Raw genomic sequence first — 16,675 nt, forward strand, 5'->3', positions numbered from 1 at the left:
GCCGTCGTGCCGCCCGCTCATGCTTCGTACCCTACCACAGTCTCGCCGACCGGGGCCGGCGCGAGCCGGCTCGTTCAGCCGGGCGGGGTCCGGGCGGGAGGCGCCTCCACCGGGAGGACGGCGTCCCGGGGGAAGGCCACCGCCACCCTCTGGCCGCGCTGAGGCACCGTCAGGTTGGGGTTGTTGAAGGTATCCAGCGAGATGGCGTGGTCGGTGAGCCGCACTCGGATCCGCACGATGGATCCGAGGAAGTTCACGTCCTCGACCGTGCCCGTCATCCGGTTGCCATCCCCGGCCGAATCCGTGAGCGACACGATCTCGGGGCGGAGCGCGACCGCGCGCACCTCGCCCACCCGCGCGTCTTCGAGACCACGCGCCGCGACGATCTCCTGACCGTCGATCACGATGCGGCCCCCGGCCGGGTCGGTCACCCGGCCCCGCAGGATGTTGAGCGTCCCGACGAACGAGGCGACGAACGTCGTCTTCGGGAAGTTGTAGATCTCGAAGGGCGTGCCGATCTGCTCGACGCGCCCCTCGCTCATCACCACGATCCGGTCGGACATGGAGAGCGCTTCCTCCTGGTCGTGCGTCACGTAGATCGTCGTGATGCCCAGCTCTCGCTGGATGCCGCGGATCTCGTGGCGCAGGGCCACCCGGATCTTGGCGTCGAGCGCGGAGAGCGGCTCGTCGAGCAGCAGCACCTGCGGCTGAATCGCCAGCGCGCGGGCCAGGGCCACGCGCTGCTGCTGCCCGCCCGAGAGCTGGTACGGATACCGGTCGCCCAGCGCGGGCAGCTTGATCAGCGCCAGCATCTCCTCCACCCGGCGCCGGATCTCCTCCGCCGGCCGCTTGGCGACCTTCAGGCCGAAGCCGATGTTCTGGGCCACCGTCATGTTGGGGAAGAGGGCGTAGGCCTGAAAGACCATGCCGACGTTGCGCTGGTTCGGCGGCTTCCGGGTGATGTCCAGGCCGTTGATGCGGATCGTCCCGCCCGAGGGGGTCTCGAACCCCGCGATCATGCGGAGCGTCGTCGTCTTGCCGCAGCCGCTCGGGCCCAGAAACGAGACGAACTCGCCCCGCTCGACCCCCAGCTGAAACCGGTCGACGACCGTGGCGGCCCCGAACCGCTTCTGAACGTCGCTGATCTCGAGAAAGGCCACCGGCGCGGCTCGCCCTAGGTCATTTCGGGGGGGTCTCGGAAGACCCCCCCGATGCCCCCCCGTCGTGGCGGCGGCAAAGCCGCCGCTCGGACGCTCCACCAGGCACTCCGTGATTCATCGGCCGCTGATTACTCCGACACACTCTCAGTGCGGTCCGACGACCTGCCCCGGCGCCCGGCGCCCGAGCATCTGGATCACGCCCATGCAGGCCCAGGTGATCGCAAAGGTGATGATCGCCAGCGCCGACGGCTCGTAGGCGCGATTGGCGCCGATCAGCTGAAGGTAGGGCCCGAACGCGGGGCGATCCAGCAGACTGGCCATCGTGAACTCGCCGATGACGATGGCGAAGGTCAGGAAGGCCCCACTGAGGACCGCCACCCGCACGTTCGGAAAGATGACCCGAAGGAGAATCGTGCCCCACCCCGCGCCCAGGCTGTGGGCCGCTTCCGTCAGCGTGCGCACGTCGATCGCGCGCAAGCCGGTATCGACCGCCCGGTACATGTAGGGCAGCGACAGCGCCACGTAGCTGAACATCAGCAGCAGATCGGTGGTGGTCTCGGTGCTCGTCAGCGGCAACACCGACGCGCTGTTGTAGATCCGGAGATATCCGAACACCAGCACGATGGCGGGGATGACCAGCGGGAGCAGCGTGATGAACTCCACGAGGGGGCGCAGGCCTGGCAGACGCAGCTGGATCCAGTAGGCGGTCGGCACCACCAGGAGGACGCCGACGACGATGGTGGCCAGGGCCAGCAGCGTCGAATAGGTGAAGGTCGCGCGAAACTGCGGATCGTTCAGCACGAGCCGGTAGGCCTCGAAGCTGTACACGCCGCGCCGGTAGCGCAGCGAGAACTCGAAGGTCCCCAGGAGAGGGAGGAAGAAGTAGAGCCCGCCCAGGAGGACGATCGCCCACGACTGGAGGGCCGGGCGCTTCATCGCAGCCACTTCTCGCTCCGCCCGCGCAGCCAGATGTAGGCGGCATTCGACAGCCCGGTGATCACGATCATGCCCAGCGCCAGCGCGTAGCCCAGGTTCTGATTGTGCAGCACGTCGCCTCGGATCTGCGCGTAGAGGAGGATCGTGACGATGTTGAGCGAGCTACCGGTCAGCGCGTAGGCCGTGGCGATCGCGCCGAAGGCGTTGGCGAAGAGGAGCAAGCAAGCCCCGAGCAACGGGGGCCACAGGATGGGCAGCGCGATGTAACGCCAGTACTCCCACGCGCTGGCGCCGAGGTTGGCCGAGGCCTCGCGCCATTCGCGCCGAAGTCCATCCAGGGCCGGCGCCATGATCAGCACCATGAGCGGAATCTGGAAATACAGGTAGGCCAGGGTCAACCCCCAGAAGCTCAGCAGGTTGAAGCCGGCGCGGTAGATGTTGAACCCGAAGAGGTCGACCAGGAGGACCGTGAGCAGCCCCGTGCGGCCGAGCGTGGCCAGGAACGCGAAGGCCAGCGGCACCCCGGCGAAGTTCGAGGCGACGCCCGAAAAGGTCATCAGCATCGGGCGAACCCAGCGGGGCAGTCCGCCGGCCATCGCCGCGTAGGCCAGGAGGAAGCCGACGATGGCGCCTCCGACCGCGGAGGCCGCACTGACCTGGAGGCTGATCCAGTAGGAGCTGAGGATGGTCGGCTGAAAGAGGTCGCGGACGTTCTGGAGAGTGAAACGGCCTTCGCCGTCCTGAAAGCCACCCACCGCCAGGAAGCTGGTCGGCAGGATCAGGAACATGAGGGCGAAGACGAAGAACGGGACCACCCCCACCCAGGCCCAGGAGACCTGGCCGTGCCAGGGCGTCGCGGCAGCGGCCGGAGGAGGGTCGAGACGGGCTACGTGGGGCATCGGGGCATTCCGCCCCCCCCGCCTCTCCCCGGGGCCGACCGGGGGGGGCGCGGGTGGCGCGAACCGGGGCTTACTTCACATTGGCGCCGACGACGGCATCCCACTGCTTGGTGATGACCTGCTTGGCCCGATCCTGTTGGTCGAGGGTCGGGAAGACCGCCTTGGCGTAGGCCTCCGCCGGCGGCAGCTTGGCGAGCACGTCGGCCGGTACCTTGCCGTTCTTCACGAGGGCCTGGAAGCGAATCGGATGGCAGTAGCCCTTGAGCCACAGGAGCTGGCCCTCGTCCGAGTAGAGGTACTCCATCCAGAGCTTGGCCGCGTTCGGATGCGGCGCGTAGGCGCTGATGCCCTGCACGTACACGCCGGCCACCACGCCGCTCTTCGGCACCACCACCTCGACCTTCGGATTGCCCTTGAGCGTGTCGCGATCGGCGAGGGCGTTGTAGTCCCAGCGGATGATGATCGGCGTGGCGCCCTGGGCGAGCGAGGCCACCTTGCCGATGACCGGCACGAAGTTGCCGCCCTTGTTCAGGTCGGCGAAGAACTTCAGACCCGCATCGGCCGCCCCCTCCGCGCGGCCCTTTGCCATCGCCAGGCCCGCCGCGTAGACGCCCTGGATCGCTTGATTCGACGCCCGGGGATCGCCGGCGAGGGCGACCGCGTTCTTGTACTCGGGCTTCAGCAGGTCCGCCCAATCCTGCGGCATGGTCTTGACGATGTCGGCGTTGATCTCGAACGCCAGGACGCCGTAGTAGTCCCCGTACCAGTACCCCTCCGGGTCCTTCTGGTCGCTCGGGATCGTCTCCCAGGTGGCCACCTTGTAGGGCTGGAGCAGCCCGTCCTTCTTCGCCGACGGACCGAACGAGAGCCCCACGTCGATCACGTCCGGCGCCTGCGGCCCCTTGTTGCCCTTGTTGGCCTTGATGGCCTCGATCTCGTCGCCCGAGCCCGCATCCGGGTTCAGCTCGTTCACCTTCAGGCCGTACTTCTTCTTGAACCCGTCGATCAGCGCGCCGTAGCCGCACCAGTCGTGCGGCAGCGCGATCACGGTGAGCTGGCCTTCCTGCTTGGCGGCCGCCACGAGCTGGTCCATCTTCATCTGCCCGGGGGCCACCCCGATGAGCACCAAGACCACCAGCGCCGCGAACGTGCCGATCCACATCCAGTTGCGCGTCATGTGGCTCCTCCCCTCGACCAATCGGTCCGGACGGCTCGCCCCTTACGCCCCGTCACGGTCCTCCATTCGCCCGGCTGTTGTCAAGGCAGCACCTTCCCCTCCCGGGTGGCCGGCGGCGGCGGGCCGCTATTCGCGCGCCCAGTCGCGTGCCCTTCCCACCGCCCGCTGCCAGCCGGCATAGAGGGCCTCGCGCCGGGCCGGGGGCATGCTCGGCTCGAACCGCCGGTCGAGGCGCCAGAGGTCCCGGAGCGCCGCGGGGCTGCGCCAGAGGCCGACGCCGAGCCCCGCCAGATACGCCGCCCCCAGCGCGGTGGTCTCGCGAACCTCCGGCCGGAGGACGGGCAGCCCCAGCACGTCGGCCTGGAACTGGCAGAGCCAGTCGTTCGCGGTCGCCCCGCCGTCGACGCGGAGCTCCGCGGGGCGGTGACCCGCCTCCGCCGCCATCACGTCCAGCACGTCGCGGGTCTGGTAGGCGATCGCTTCCAGGGCCGCGCGGACCACGTGAGCCCGCGTCGTCCCGCGCGTCAGCCCGACCAGCGTCCCCCGGGCGTACATGTCCCAGTACGGGGCCCCGAGACCGACGAAGGCGGGCACCAGATAGACGCCGCCCGTGTCCGGCACCGAGGCGGCCAGCGTCTCGCTCTCGGCCGCCGTGGCGATGAGCCCGAGGCCGTCACGGAGCCACTGGACAGCGGCGCCGGCCACGAAGATCGCGCCCTCGAGGGCGTAGGACACGTCATGCACGCCGCCCCCGGGCGCCGGCAGCGACCACGCCACCGTCGTCAGGAGGCCGCGGGTGGAGTGGATCCGTTTCGGCCCGGTGTGGAGGAGCAGGAAGCAGCCGGTGCCGTAGGTGTTCTTGGCGTCGCCGGGCCAGATCGCCCCCTGGCCGAAGAGCGCCGCCTGCTGATCCCCCGCGATCCCCGCGACCGGCAGCCCGCCCGGCAGGATGCCGACGTCCACCGTCTCGCCGAACACCCCGGAGGACGGGCGGATCGCCGGGAAGACCTCCCGGGGGATTCGCAGGTACCCGGTCAGCTCGGCGTCCCACTCGAGGCGGCCGATGTCGAGGCAGAGGGTGCGCGAGGCGTTCGAGGGGTCGGTGGCGTGGACGCGGCCGCCGGTGAGCTTCCAGAGGAGCCAGCTGTCCACGGTGCCGAAGGCGATCTCCCCCCGGGCGGCCCGCGATCGCAGCGCCGGCTCGGCGTCGAGGAGCCAGGCGATCTTCGTCCCCGAGAAGTAGGCGTCGCAGACGAGGCCCGTGCGCTCCCGCACGAGGGCCTCGAGCCCGTCGGCTCGCATCCGCTCGCAGAGCGGCGCCGAGCGCCGGCACTGCCAGACGATGGCCCGGTGCACCGGGCGCCCGGTCGCCCGCTCCCACAGGATGGTCGTCTCGCGCTGGTTGGTGATCCCGATGGCCGCGACCTCCCGCGGCGCGACGTGCGCCGCGGCCAGCGCCGCTTCGGCGGCGCCGAGCTGCGTCTGCCAGATCTCCTCCGGGTCGTGCTCGACCCAGCCCGGGCGGGGGAAATACTGCGGGAGCTCCCGGTAGCCGCGCGCCCGGACCGCCCCGTCGGCATCCACGACGAGCGCCGTCGAGCCCGTGGTCCCCTGGTCCAGGGCCAGGACGTAGCGCGGGGCTCCCACGGTCGCTACTCCCCCGCGCGCAGCTTGAGCGCGAGGTCGGGGCGATCCGTCGTCACGTAGTCCACGCCCAGCGCGAGGGCCTGGCGGAGCTCGTCGGATTCGTTGACCGTCCAGACGCCGAGGCCGAGCCCGGCGGCCCGAGCGGTCTCGACCGCCTCCGCCGACAGCAGCGCGCGCTCGATCCCGACCTCGTTGGCCCCGATCGCGACGAGACGCGCGGTGGCCGCGCCCAGGCCGCCGAGCCGGTCCGCCTCGCGCCGGCTCAGCAGGCCGGTCAGGCGGATCCGCGGGGCCAGCGCCCGGAGCCGCTCGAGGCTCTGCCACTCGAAGGCCATCACCGTCGTCCGATCGCGGAGAGCGGCCTCGTCGAGCAGACCGAGCACCTTCTCCTCGATCCCCGGATACCGGGCACCGTCGACCCCGACCTTGATCTCGACCAGGAGGCCGGCGGGGGTCGGCATGACCAGCGCCAGCACGTCGCGCAGCCGCGGCACGCCCTCCCTCACCCCACCCTTGAGGGTGACCGGGCCGAAGTCGGCCCAGGTGAGGTCGCGCACGGGACCCCGTCCGGTGGTGGTCCGGTCGAGCGTCGGGTCGTGGAGGACGACCACCTCGCCGTCGCGGGTCAGGTGGACGTCCAGCTCCAGGAGGTCGACCCCCAGGCCCAGGGCGCCCCGGAAGGCCGTCAGACTGTTCTCCGGCCAGAGGAGCGCGCCGCCGCGGTGGGCCGCCACCAGCGGGCGCGCGCCTCCCGCCGACGGCCCGGTCACCAGGAGCCCCGCCAGCAGCGCCAGGGCGAGCCCGCCGAGGGCGGCGCGCCCGCGGCGGCCCCGGCGCGCCTCACGATCGGGTCGACCCGAACTCGACCAGCTCATCGGTGTACCGGCCGAGGTGGTCCTCGAACCGTACCCAGTAGCGGGCGGCCGGGGCGTACCAGTAGGTCTCCAGCGCTTGGGCCTCCCTGCCCAGCCGCTCGATCCGGAGCGCGACGAAGGCACCGGCCATGACGCTCACGGCCTCGACCCGGGGCCCCACCCGCCAGGAGTTCACGTACCGCCCGTCCTGCCGCCCGTCGCGGTAGTCGAACTCCTGCTCCCACGTCTTGCCGAGGGCGAGCGGCCAGACGAAGAACATGGCCGGCGGGTCGAAGCGGTTGAGGAGCCGGGGTCCGACGGTCTGCTCCCGCAGGTGGAGGTCCGGCGTCCAGTACCGCGTGATCTCCTGGCCGAGCCAGCTCATCCGCATGGTGTAGCCGTCGGCGCCGGCCTCCGCCACCTCGTGAGTGACCACCAGGCTCGGGCCGCCGGCGGTGAGCATCGGCGTCCGCCGGAAGACCCAGCGATCGCCGACCGTCCACGTCGGCCGGGCCAGCTGGGCCGGCGGCGGGGCCTTCGGTGTCCCCGCGCAGCCGGCCAGGAGGACCAGGAGCGCGAGCGCCCGCCACCGAGGCCGTCGCCCGGGCCGGCTCCCGGTCACTTCTCGCTCTCGATGAGGCCCTTGACGAACCACCGCTGCATGAAGAGGATCACCGCCACCGGCGGCAAGAGCGCCATCATGGCGGCCGCCATGATCACGTTCCACTCGGGGATCTCGCCGCCGCCCCGCGGGACCAGCTTCTCGATCCCGATGACGACCGTGCGCATCTCCTCCGAGTTGGTCACCATGAGGGGCCAGAGATACTCGTTCCAGCCGTAGATGAACAGGATCACGAAGAGGGCGGCGATGTTCGTCCCGGACAGCGGCAGGAGGAAGGACCACAGGAAGCGCAGCGGCCCGGCCCCGTCCAGCTGGGCCGCTTCGGCCAGCGAGTCGGGGACGGTCTGATAGAACTGCCGGAAGAGGAACGTCGCGGTGGCGGACGCCATCAGCGGCACGGTCAGGCCCCAGTACGAGTCGATCCAGCCGAGCGTCGAGATCACCTCGTAGGTCGACATGATCCGGACCGGGACCGGCAGCATGAGCGTGACGAAGATCATCCAGAACACGACCTGCTTCCCGCGGAAGTTGAAGTACACGATGGCGAAGGCCGACAGGATCGAGATCGCGATCTTCCCGACCGCGATGCCGACGGCCATCACGAGGCTGTTGACGAGCAAGCGGCCGAGCTTCCCCTTGACCCAGGCCGCGGCGTAGTTCTCCCCGACGTGCCAGGAGGGCGTGAGCCGCGGGGGCACCGAGGTGACCTCCCCCAGGCTCTGGGTGCTGATGACGAAGGCGTAGTAGAGCGGGAAGGCGATGAGGGCGATGACCGCGATCAGGCCCGCGTGGACCAGCAGGCGCCGGCCGGCCCGCGCCCGCCGGGCCGGCCGGGCGGCGCCGAGGCCGACCCGGTCGACCGCGACCTCGATGGCGCCGTCCGGGCTCAATAGGTGACCCGCTTCTCGGCGTACCGGAACTGGAGCATCGTGAGGCCGATGACGACGACCATCAGGATGACCGATTGCGCCGCCGAGGTGCCGAGCTGCTGGTTGACGAACCCGTCGTTGTACGCCTTGTAGACGAGGATCTCGGTGGCGTGGCCGGGCCCGCCCTGGGTCACGGCGTGGACGAGGCCGAACGTCTCGAAGAACGAGAAGACCATGTTGAGGACGAACAGGAAGAACGTGATCGGCGACAGGAGCGGGAAGACCACCCGCCAGAAGCGCCGGACGGGGTCGGCCCCGTCCACCTGGGCGGCTTCCAGGACCGAGGTCGGGATCGACTGGAGGCCGGCCAGGAAGAAGGCGATGTTGTAGCCGAGCTGCTTCCAGACGGCGGCCGTGATGAGCATCAGCATGGCCACCCAACCCTCCAGCAGCCAGTTGAACTGGAACGAACCGACGGCGGCCAGGACGTACGGCAGGACGCCGTAGGCGGGATGAAAGATGAAGAGCCAGATGATCCCGGCCACCGCCGGGGCGATCCCGTACGGCCAGAGGAGCGCGGTCCGGTAGATGGCGAGCCCCCGGATCTTCTGGTTGGCCAGCACCGCCAGGCCGAGCGAGGCGGTCAGCCCCCCGAAGGTGACCCCGAAGGCGAAGACGAAGCTGTTGACGGCGCTCTGGAGGTACTCGCCGGAGCCGAGCAGCCGGGTGTAATTGTCCAGGCCGGCGAAGATCAGCCGGTCGCCGAACGGGGAGGTGCGGTAGAGGGCGAGCCGGAGCGAGCCGAACGCGGGCCAGAAGAAGAAGACGAGCGTCACCACCACCTGCGGCAGCACCAGCAGGTAGGGCAACCACCGGTTCCGGAAGACCGTCCGCTTCACCGCAACCGGTTACCCTCTCCCCCGCCACGGAGGAGAGAGTAGGGTGAGGGGGTCGCTCACTTGTACAGCGAGGCGAATTCCTTCAGGAGCTCGCTCCCCTTCTTCACCGCGTCGTCGAGGCCCTGCTTGGCGGTTTTCTTGCCGGCCAGCATCTCCTCCAGCTCGGCCTCCAGCGTGTCGCGGACGCCCTGATAGTTGCCGATCCGGATCCCCTGGCTGTTCGCGGTCGTCTTGCCGCTCGAGATCTGGTCGAACGCCGTGAAGTGGTTCGGGTGCTTCTTGAACCAGCCCTCGGCCTCGAGCCGCTTCACGGCCGACTGCGAGATCGGCAGGTAGCCCGTCACCTGGTGCCACCAGGCCTGGAGGTCGTCGTCGCCCAGGAATTTCAGGAACTGGGCCATGCCCCTGTGCTCGAAGGGCTTGTGCCCTTTCATGACCCACAGCGTCGTCCCGCCGATGATCGAGTTCCCCTGCCCGTAGCCGCCGAGCCGCGGGAGCCGCCCCGTCCCCCACTCGAACTTGGCGTCGCGCATCACCGCGCCCATGAAGGCGCTGGAGGTGACCTGGATCGCGCACTGACCGCCGGTGAACATCGGCTCCGCCTTGTTGGTGCGGCCGCCGTAGGTGTAGAGGCCGGCCTTCTGCCAGCGGGCGAGCGTGTCCCACAGCTTGACGCCGAACTCCCCGTTGACGCGGAGCTGGGTGGCGAAGCCCTTGAAGCCGTTGTCCTGATCGGCGAACGGCTGATCGTGCCAGGCGTGCATCTGCTCGACCATGGTCCAGGACGGCCAGGCGTGGCTGAACGCGCACTTCGAGGCGTTGGCGGCGATGATCTTCTTCGAGGCCGCCTCGATCTCGTCGAACGTGGCCGGCGCCTTGTTCGGGTCGAGGCCCGCCTTCCGGAACATGTCCTTGTTGTAGTAGAGGATCGCGGTCGAGGAGGCGAACGGCATCGAGTAGAGCTGGCCGTCCTTCGAGTAGTAGGACTTGACGGGGGCGATGAAGTCGGCGCCCTCGATCGACACGCCCTGCTCCTTCATGAGCTGGAAGACGGGGACGACGGCGCCGGAGGCGAGCATCGTCTGGGTCCCCACCTCGAAGATCAGGGCCATGTGCGGCTGCGTCTTCGAGCGGTAGGCGGCGATCAGCGCGGCCAGTGTCTCGGGGTAGGAGCCCTTGTAGGTCGGCTTGACCTCGTAGTCGGCCTGGCTGTCGTTGAACTTCTTGGCGATCTCGGCGATGCGATCGCCGATCGCGCCGGTGTTCCCGTGCCACCAGGAGAGCTCGGTCTTGGCCGCCGCCGGCCTCGAGCCGACGAGGAGCAGGGCGGCGACGAGCACCGGTCCGAGGACGCGCGTCGGATATGCCATGGTCGACCTCCTGGCTCTGGGTGGTGGGCCGAAGCGAGCCTACTATAGATCTTCGGGGGGTGTCGGAACACCCCCCCGATGCCCCCCCGTCGTTGCGGCGGCAAAGCCGCCGCTCGGACGCTGCCCGGAGCGTGGCACGACTCGCCAGTTCTCCCATTTCTCCGACAGGCTCCTATAACGGATCGAGCGGCCGCCGTCAGCCGCTTCGGAACCGGAGGGCCTGACGAACGACCGCGTGGTAGGCGTCGAGCTCGGCATCGGTGCGCCGGGCGCTCCACCCGCAGAGCGCGCCCATCCGCTGGGCGATCGCCACCGCGCAGTCGAGACCGAGGCAGGGCCCGGTGCCGATCCCGGTCCGCCGGAGGAGGAAGTCCTGCAGCGACACCGTCAGCTCCGCGTCCACCGCCCAGTGGAGCTGGGCCACGATCTCGGGGGCGCTCTTGCAGAGGCGCTCCGCCCCCCCCGGCAGGCGCCGGGCCAGATCCAGCACGGCACCGGCCCGCCGGCCATAGGTGGCCACCAGCGCCGCCACCTGCCCCGGCTCGAGCCCCGAGGCCCGGACCGCCTCCGTCACGTCGAGCATCGCCTGCACCTCGAGCGCCCCCGCCTCCTCGTCGGACCCGTCCAGCGCGAACCGGGCGCTCCGGCTGGGCTCCCCCTTGCCGAGCCGCTTGACCACCTCGTCGCCGACGTGCTGGGCGAGGCTGCGGAAACAGGTGAGCTTGGTGCCCGTGATGGACAGGAAGCGATCGTCGGGACCCTCGGCGATCACCCGGTGCTGGCGGGAGACCGCGGAGGCCCGCTTGCCGGCCGACGCGCCGTCGAAGGTCAGGGGGCGGACGCCGGCGTAGGTGTAGACGATGTTGGCGCCGGTCACGCGCGGGTCGGCGAGGACGCGCCGGGTCTCGGCGAGGAGATACTGGACGTCCTCGGCCGTCGTCCACACACGGTCGGGATTGCCGTCGAAGTCGGTGTCGGTGGTGCCGACCAGCGAGAACTCCCGCCAGGGAATGACGAAGACCATCCGATCGTCCTGGGTCGAGAGGTAGATCGCGCGCTCGGTCAGCCGCGGCAGGACGACATGGCTCCCCTTGGTCGTCCGCAGGATGCGGGTGCCGTGGTCCCAGATCCCCGCCATCTCCCGGATCCGATCGACCCACGGCCCGGCGGCGTTGACGAGGACGCGGCCGGCGACCGTGACGCCATCGCCGCCGACCAGGTCGCGCACCCGCACCCGCCAGCCGCCCCCGGGCTGGGGCTGAAAGTCCTCGGCCTGCGTGTAGTTGAGCGCGCGGGCCCCGGCGCGCCGCGCGGAGAGCCCGTTCTCGAGGCAGAGCCGCTCGGGCGAGAGGAGCAGGTCGTCGAAGTAGTAGCCGGCGCCGACCAGGTCGTCGGGCCGCAGCGTCGGCTCGAGCCGGAGCGCCTCCTCCCGCGCCATCGTCCGATAGCGCTCCGTCCGCTTGCCGGGGGTGAGGAAATCGTAGAGGCGGAGGCCGATCCGGACCTTGATGAGGCTCCGGGAGCCTCCCTGGTGAACCGGAACCAGGAACGGCAACGGCCGGATGAGGTGGGGCGCCAGGCGGGCCAGCGTTTCCCGCTCCCGCAGCGACTCCCGGACCAGACCGAAGTCGAAGAGCTCGAGGTAGCGCAGCCCCCCGTGGATCAGCTTGGAGGAGCGGGAGGTCGTGCCGGAGGCGAAGTCGGCCTTTTCCACCAGGACACACGAGAGCCCCCGCAGGGCGAGCTCGCGCGCCACACCGGCGCCCGCCATCCCGCCCCCGACGATGACGGCGTCGAAGACCTCGGCCTCGAGCCCGGCCAGCCGACTCATGCCAGAAAGTCCTCGAGCGACTCGATCACGTGGTCCGGCTGCCAGCGCGCGATGGCCGGATCTCCCTTGTGCGTGACGCCGGTCAGGACGAGGATCGTCGCCAGCCCGGCCGCCTTGCCCATCGTGATGTCCGTCTCGAGGCGGTCGCCGACCACCGCGCACTCGGCCGGCGTCAGCGCGAGACGCTGGAGCGCCACCTCGAGAGTGATCGGCGACGGCTTGCCGACGATCGGCTCGACCTTCCGGCCGGTCACGCCCTCGACGGCGCCGATCATCCCGGCGGCGTCCGGGATCTCGCCGTCCTCGACCGGGCAGGTCCGGTCCGGGTTCGTGCCGATGAGGCGCGCGCCGTACCGCTTCACGGCCTGGAGGGCCACGTCGAGCTTGCGGTAGTCGAACGTGCGGTCGAACGCGACCACGACGTAGTCGGCCTGCGGGCCGTCGACCGGCCTGAGCCCCGCGCGCGCGAGCTCGGCGATCAGCGGCGGCTCCCCGATCACGAAGCAGCGCGCGCCCGGGGCTTCGCGCGCCAGATAGCGGGCGAGGACGTAGGACGAGTTGATGACCTCGTCCACCTCGGCGGGCACGCCGAGCCGCGTCAGCTTGGCCGCGTACTCCTCCCGGCTCTGGATGGGCTTGTTCGAGAGAAAGCACACGCGCCGGCCGTCGGCCCGGAGGGCGGGGATGACGGCCTTGGCCCCCGGCAAGAGGCGCTCCCCGAGATACACGGTGCCGTCGAGGTCGAAGATGAAGCCGCGATAGGGGAAACGGGGCCTCACGCCCTCACCGTGTCATCGGGCGGCGCGCCTGTCAAGGCGAGCGCGGGTCACGCAGGCAGGATCTGGAAGCCCTCCCGCCGGCCCGCCTCGCGCAAGCGATCGTCCAGACACACGAAGCGCTCGCCCTGTGGGGCTTCGCCGCACCAGGCGAGGGCCGCGGCAAGCTGCAAGGCGTCGCCTGCTCGGAGCGGATGCGCCGCCAGCAGGCGGGATGCCCGCTCGCGAAGCGGGTTCGTCGGCGCGACGAAGTCCGCGTCTTCCACCAGCCCGACCAGGCGCGACAGGGCATCCTGGAGCACCGCGACCGGCAGGCCGCCCTCGCGGTGTCGGCGGTACAGCGCCGATTGGCACTCCACCGGGCTAGCCCACCAGAGAGCCATCTCGGGGTCGGACCGCAGGAGCGAGAGAAGCCCGGCGGAGCGTGCCTCTGCCACGAGGCAGGGCACGACCGCCGAGCTGTCCCAGAACATCAGCGGGCGTCACGCCGCTCGGCCAGGAGGGCCTCGAGCACGCCCCGGCCGGCCGCCTGTGGCCCTCGGGGCGGCTTGAGGAGCGACGCCCGGACCCGTCCGCGACCGAGCTGGAGGAGTCCCGCGCGAGCCAGTCGCTCTCGGCGCGACTCCCGTCGGACCTCCGAGCTGAGTGGGACGAGCTTCGCCACGGGAACGCCCCGCTCGGTGATGATGATTTCCTGGCCGCTCTTGACCTGCTCGAGATACCGGCTGAGATGCGTCTTGAGAGCCGCGATGCCTGCGGACTTCATGTGACCATCATGGTCTGCTCGAGATGTCCTGTCAAGTCATCAAGACGGCCAGCTCCGCTTCGGCTCGCTCGAGCCAGAAGGTCATCCCCATTGCCCGATAGAGGTCGAGGGCAGCCGCGACATCGGCGCGGTCGCGCCTGACGCAGCCGAGCCCCAGCTGGCAGTGGGTCTGGAGCGGCCGCATGCCGAGCTCTTCGGCGAGGGCGAGCGCCTCGCCGTAGCGCGCCTCCGCTTCCGCCGGATCGCGGCCCGCCGCGATCTTGCCGAGGAGACGCAGGGTCCACGCTTCCCAGCCCCGCTCGCCGTGCTTGCGCGCCAGCTCGAGCGCCTCGCTCGCACGCCGGGTGGCGTCGTCGAGCCGATCAGCCACCAGGTAACCCTCGCCGAGCAGCGTGAGCACGAGCGAGTGGCCGTGCATGAAGCCGATGGACTTCCCGTGCTCGGCCGCCTCCTCCAGCAAGGCGAGGGCCTCGGCCGTGCGTCCGGCCAGCAAGTGGGCCGAGCCGAGCGTCGAGGCGATCCGCGAGACGTAGACGCCGAGATCCCCGCGGGCCAGCGGCAGGACCGACGCCAACAACTCGACGGCGCGGTCCAGCCGGCCCTGGACCAGGCAGACCCGGCCGCCGCCGAAGTGCGACCAGACGCGCTCGTGCGTCCCGCGGTCGGTCTCGGCGATCCGCCTCGCCTCGTCGGAGAGGCTGTTCGCGTGGACGAACCGGCCCTGCTCGGCGAGGGCCATCGCGGTCCACACCCGCGCTCCGACGGACTGGAGGAGGCCCGACCCGGAGCGACGGTACGCCAGCTCCCCGGGGAGCGCGCCGAAGGCGCGCGTCGCGGCGTCGATCACCTTCGAGTACTGGCCCAGGGCGTAATAGGCGCGCCCGAGCATGGCATCCGCCACGACCATGGCCGAGAGGTCGCCGACCTCCTCGGCGAGGGCCCGGCCCTGCTCTCCGGCTTCGATGGCCCGCGCGTGGTCGCCGAGGGCCCCGACGGTGTAGACGGTCTGGGCCAGGGTGCGCGCGAGCCGGCGGCGGTCCCCCAGGGCCCGGGCGAGCGCTTCGCCCTCGCGGAGCGTCTCCACCTGCCGGCGCAAGTCGCCCACCGGGATGAGCGCCGAGCGCAGCTCGGCGGTGATGTGGTAGGCCAGCTCCATCCGCTCCCGGCTCTCGGGCAGGTGGCCGAGCGCGGACAGCGCCTGGTCGAAGCAACTCGCCGCCTCCCGGTACGCGCCACGCATGCTTGCTCGCTGCCCCGCCTGCTGGAGGTACTCGACCGCCTTGTCCCAGACCTCGGCCTCTCGATAGTGGAGGCCGAGGGCCAGGGCCTCGACGTCGGGATTCGCGGCGCGTCGGGCTTCGAGCGCCTCCGCGATCCGGTGGTGGAGCAGCTTCCGGCGCGGCGCCAGCAGGCGGCCGTAAGCCACCTCGCGAATGCGGTCGTGCGTGAAGTCGAAGCGCTCCCCCACCCCGTGGAGCACGCGTCGGCGCACCAGCTCCTCCATGCCCTGCGCCGCGGCGTCCTCGCCCAGCCCGGCCGCCCGCTCGAGCAGCCCGAAGTCGAACTCGCGACCGATGGCCGCGGCGACCGAGGCGACGTGCTGCGCGCGCTCGCCAAGCCGGTCGAGCCGCCGGGTCACCACCTCGCGCACGCGCGCCGGCACGGTGTGCTCGCCCTCGCGCAAGGCGCGCAGGGTCTCGACCGCCATGAGCGGGTTCCCCTCGCTCGCCGCCCACACCTGCTCGCCGAGCCGCGCGATGGCCCCGGTATCGGTACCCGTCCGCGCGAGCCCCCGGACCAACTCGGCGGTCCCCGCCTGGGAGAGCGGCCCGAGCTTCAGCGCCTCGAGCCGCCGATCCCGCTCGAGCTCGTCCAGCGCGCTGCGCAGGGCCGGCGCGTCCGGCAGCTCTTCTTCACGGGCGGTGACGGCGAGAAGGATCGGCCATTCCGGGAGGCGACGGCCGATGAAGGCCAAGAGCCGGCAGCTCATCTCGTCAGCCCAGTGGAGGTCCTCGAGCACCACGAGCAGGGGCGACCGCCCCGCCAGCCCGGCCACGAGGCGGCCGACCGCTTCGAACAGCCTACGGTGCTCGATCGGTGACGCCGGCGGGTCGATGCCGATCTCGGGCAGGAGCCGGGCGATCTCCGCGCGCCAGACCGGCTCGAAGCGGCTGAGCGGGTCCGCCGTGGCCGTCAGCGCGGCCGTCCGGAACGCGTCCACCCAGGGACCGAAGGCGAGGATCTGCTCACTCTCGTACGAGCGGCCAACCAGCACGCGCGCGCCGCGCCGTGTGGCCGCGGCCGCCAGTTCCGCGACCAGCCGGCTCTTGCCGATCCCCGCCTCGCCGAGGATCGCGACGACCCGACCCCGGCCGCCCGACGCATCCCGGAGCAGCCGTCGCAGCTGCTCGATCTCGCCCCCGCGCTCGACGAGCGGCGTGTCCGGCCTGAGCGCCTCGGCCGGCGCCATCGGGGCCGCGACGGCCGCCACCGGACCGGCCTCGGGCGCGATGCGAGCGGGTCGCTGTCGGAGGACCTCCTGGTAAAGCTGCTTGGTCTCCGCCTCCGGCTCCACCCCCAGCTCGCGCTGCAGCACCGCCACGCACGCCTGGTACTGCCGCAGCGCCGCTCCCCGCCGCCCGACGTCCGCGTAGAGTCGCATCAGCGTTCGATGCACCGGCTCCTGCAGCGGGTCGAGCGTCACCAGCCTGAGCCCCGTCTGGATCGCCGCCTCTGGGGCGCCCGCGCGCCGCTGGTGGGCCAGGAGCTTCGCCAGCCCCTCCAGCGCCAGCTCCCGCAGCCGCTCCCGCTCCCCCAAGAGCCACTCCTCGAACGCCGCCTCTTTCCCGGCCAAGCCGGACAGCAGGTC

At 71.0% G+C, this 16,675-nt stretch carries 15 protein-coding genes; all 15 read right to left on the reverse strand.

Annotated elements, in window-relative coordinates; all coding sequences use genetic code 11:
- Positions 1-74: 74 nt before the first annotated feature.
- Positions 75-1,160: an ABC transporter ATP-binding protein gene (locus VGW35_19140; protein HEV8309783.1), complete on the reverse strand. Its 1,086-nt coding sequence runs from the start codon at positions 1,158-1,160 to the stop codon at positions 75-77.
- Between the two features lie 144 nt (positions 1,161-1,304).
- Complete coding sequence (locus tag VGW35_19145) at positions 1,305-2,096, reverse strand: ABC transporter permease (GenBank protein ID HEV8309784.1); 792 nt, start codon at positions 2,094-2,096, stop codon at positions 1,305-1,307.
- A complete protein-coding gene (locus VGW35_19150; protein ID HEV8309785.1) occupies positions 2,093-2,995 on the reverse strand; it encodes an ABC transporter permease subunit in 903 nt (300 codons plus the stop codon). Before VGW35_19150 ends, VGW35_19145 begins: the two co-directional genes overlap by 4 nt.
- A gap of 70 nt (positions 2,996-3,065) precedes the next feature.
- Complete coding sequence (locus VGW35_19155) at positions 3,066-4,094, reverse strand: ABC transporter substrate-binding protein (protein HEV8309786.1); 1,029 nt, start codon at positions 4,092-4,094, stop codon at positions 3,066-3,068.
- Between the two features lie 204 nt (positions 4,095-4,298).
- Positions 4,299-5,819: a glycerol kinase GlpK gene (gene glpK / locus VGW35_19160; protein ID HEV8309787.1), complete on the reverse strand. Its 1,521-nt coding sequence runs from the start codon at positions 5,817-5,819 to the stop codon at positions 4,299-4,301.
- A 5-nt stretch (positions 5,820-5,824) separates the two neighbouring features.
- Positions 5,825-6,694, reverse strand: coding sequence for a glycerophosphodiester phosphodiesterase family protein (locus tag VGW35_19165; protein HEV8309788.1), 870 nt, complete (start codon positions 6,692-6,694; stop codon positions 5,825-5,827).
- On the reverse strand, positions 6,660-7,295 hold the full coding sequence (locus VGW35_19170; GenBank protein ID HEV8309789.1) for a hypothetical protein: 636 nt from the start codon (positions 7,293-7,295) through the stop codon (positions 6,660-6,662). The genes VGW35_19165 and VGW35_19170 overlap by 35 nt, the downstream gene beginning before the upstream one ends.
- Complete coding sequence (gene ugpE, locus VGW35_19175) at positions 7,292-8,095, reverse strand: sn-glycerol-3-phosphate ABC transporter permease UgpE (protein ID HEV8309790.1); 804 nt, start codon at positions 8,093-8,095, stop codon at positions 7,292-7,294. The genes VGW35_19170 and ugpE overlap by 4 nt, the downstream gene beginning before the upstream one ends.
- Positions 8,096-8,181: 86 nt before the next feature.
- On the reverse strand, positions 8,182-9,063 hold the full coding sequence (locus VGW35_19180; protein ID HEV8309791.1) for a sugar ABC transporter permease: 882 nt from the start codon (positions 9,061-9,063) through the stop codon (positions 8,182-8,184).
- Between the two features lie 56 nt (positions 9,064-9,119).
- Positions 9,120-10,433, reverse strand: a complete 1,314-nt coding sequence (locus VGW35_19185) for an extracellular solute-binding protein (protein ID HEV8309792.1) — start codon at positions 10,431-10,433, stop codon at positions 9,120-9,122.
- Between the two features lie 196 nt (positions 10,434-10,629).
- Positions 10,630-12,264: a glycerol-3-phosphate dehydrogenase/oxidase gene (locus VGW35_19190; GenBank protein ID HEV8309793.1), complete on the reverse strand. Its 1,635-nt coding sequence runs from the start codon at positions 12,262-12,264 to the stop codon at positions 10,630-10,632.
- Positions 12,261-13,043, reverse strand: a complete 783-nt coding sequence (locus VGW35_19195; protein HEV8309794.1) for an HAD-IIA family hydrolase — start codon at positions 13,041-13,043, stop codon at positions 12,261-12,263. Before VGW35_19195 ends, VGW35_19190 begins: the two co-directional genes overlap by 4 nt.
- 47 nt (positions 13,044-13,090) lie before the next feature.
- A complete protein-coding gene (locus tag VGW35_19200; protein HEV8309795.1) occupies positions 13,091-13,513 on the reverse strand; it encodes a type II toxin-antitoxin system VapC family toxin in 423 nt (140 codons plus the stop codon).
- Complete coding sequence (locus VGW35_19205; GenBank protein HEV8309796.1) at positions 13,513-13,806, reverse strand: type II toxin-antitoxin system prevent-host-death family antitoxin; 294 nt, start codon at positions 13,804-13,806, stop codon at positions 13,513-13,515. The genes VGW35_19200 and VGW35_19205 overlap by 1 nt, the downstream gene beginning before the upstream one ends.
- A 31-nt stretch (positions 13,807-13,837) precedes the next feature.
- The coding region (locus VGW35_19210) for an AAA family ATPase (GenBank protein ID HEV8309797.1) at positions 13,838-16,675 on the reverse strand (2,838 nt) is incomplete at its 5' end.

The sequence above is a fragment of the Candidatus Methylomirabilota bacterium genome (genome assembly GCA_036005065.1).
Taxonomy (GTDB): domain Bacteria; phylum Methylomirabilota; class Methylomirabilia; order Rokubacteriales; family DASRDR01; genus DASYQW01.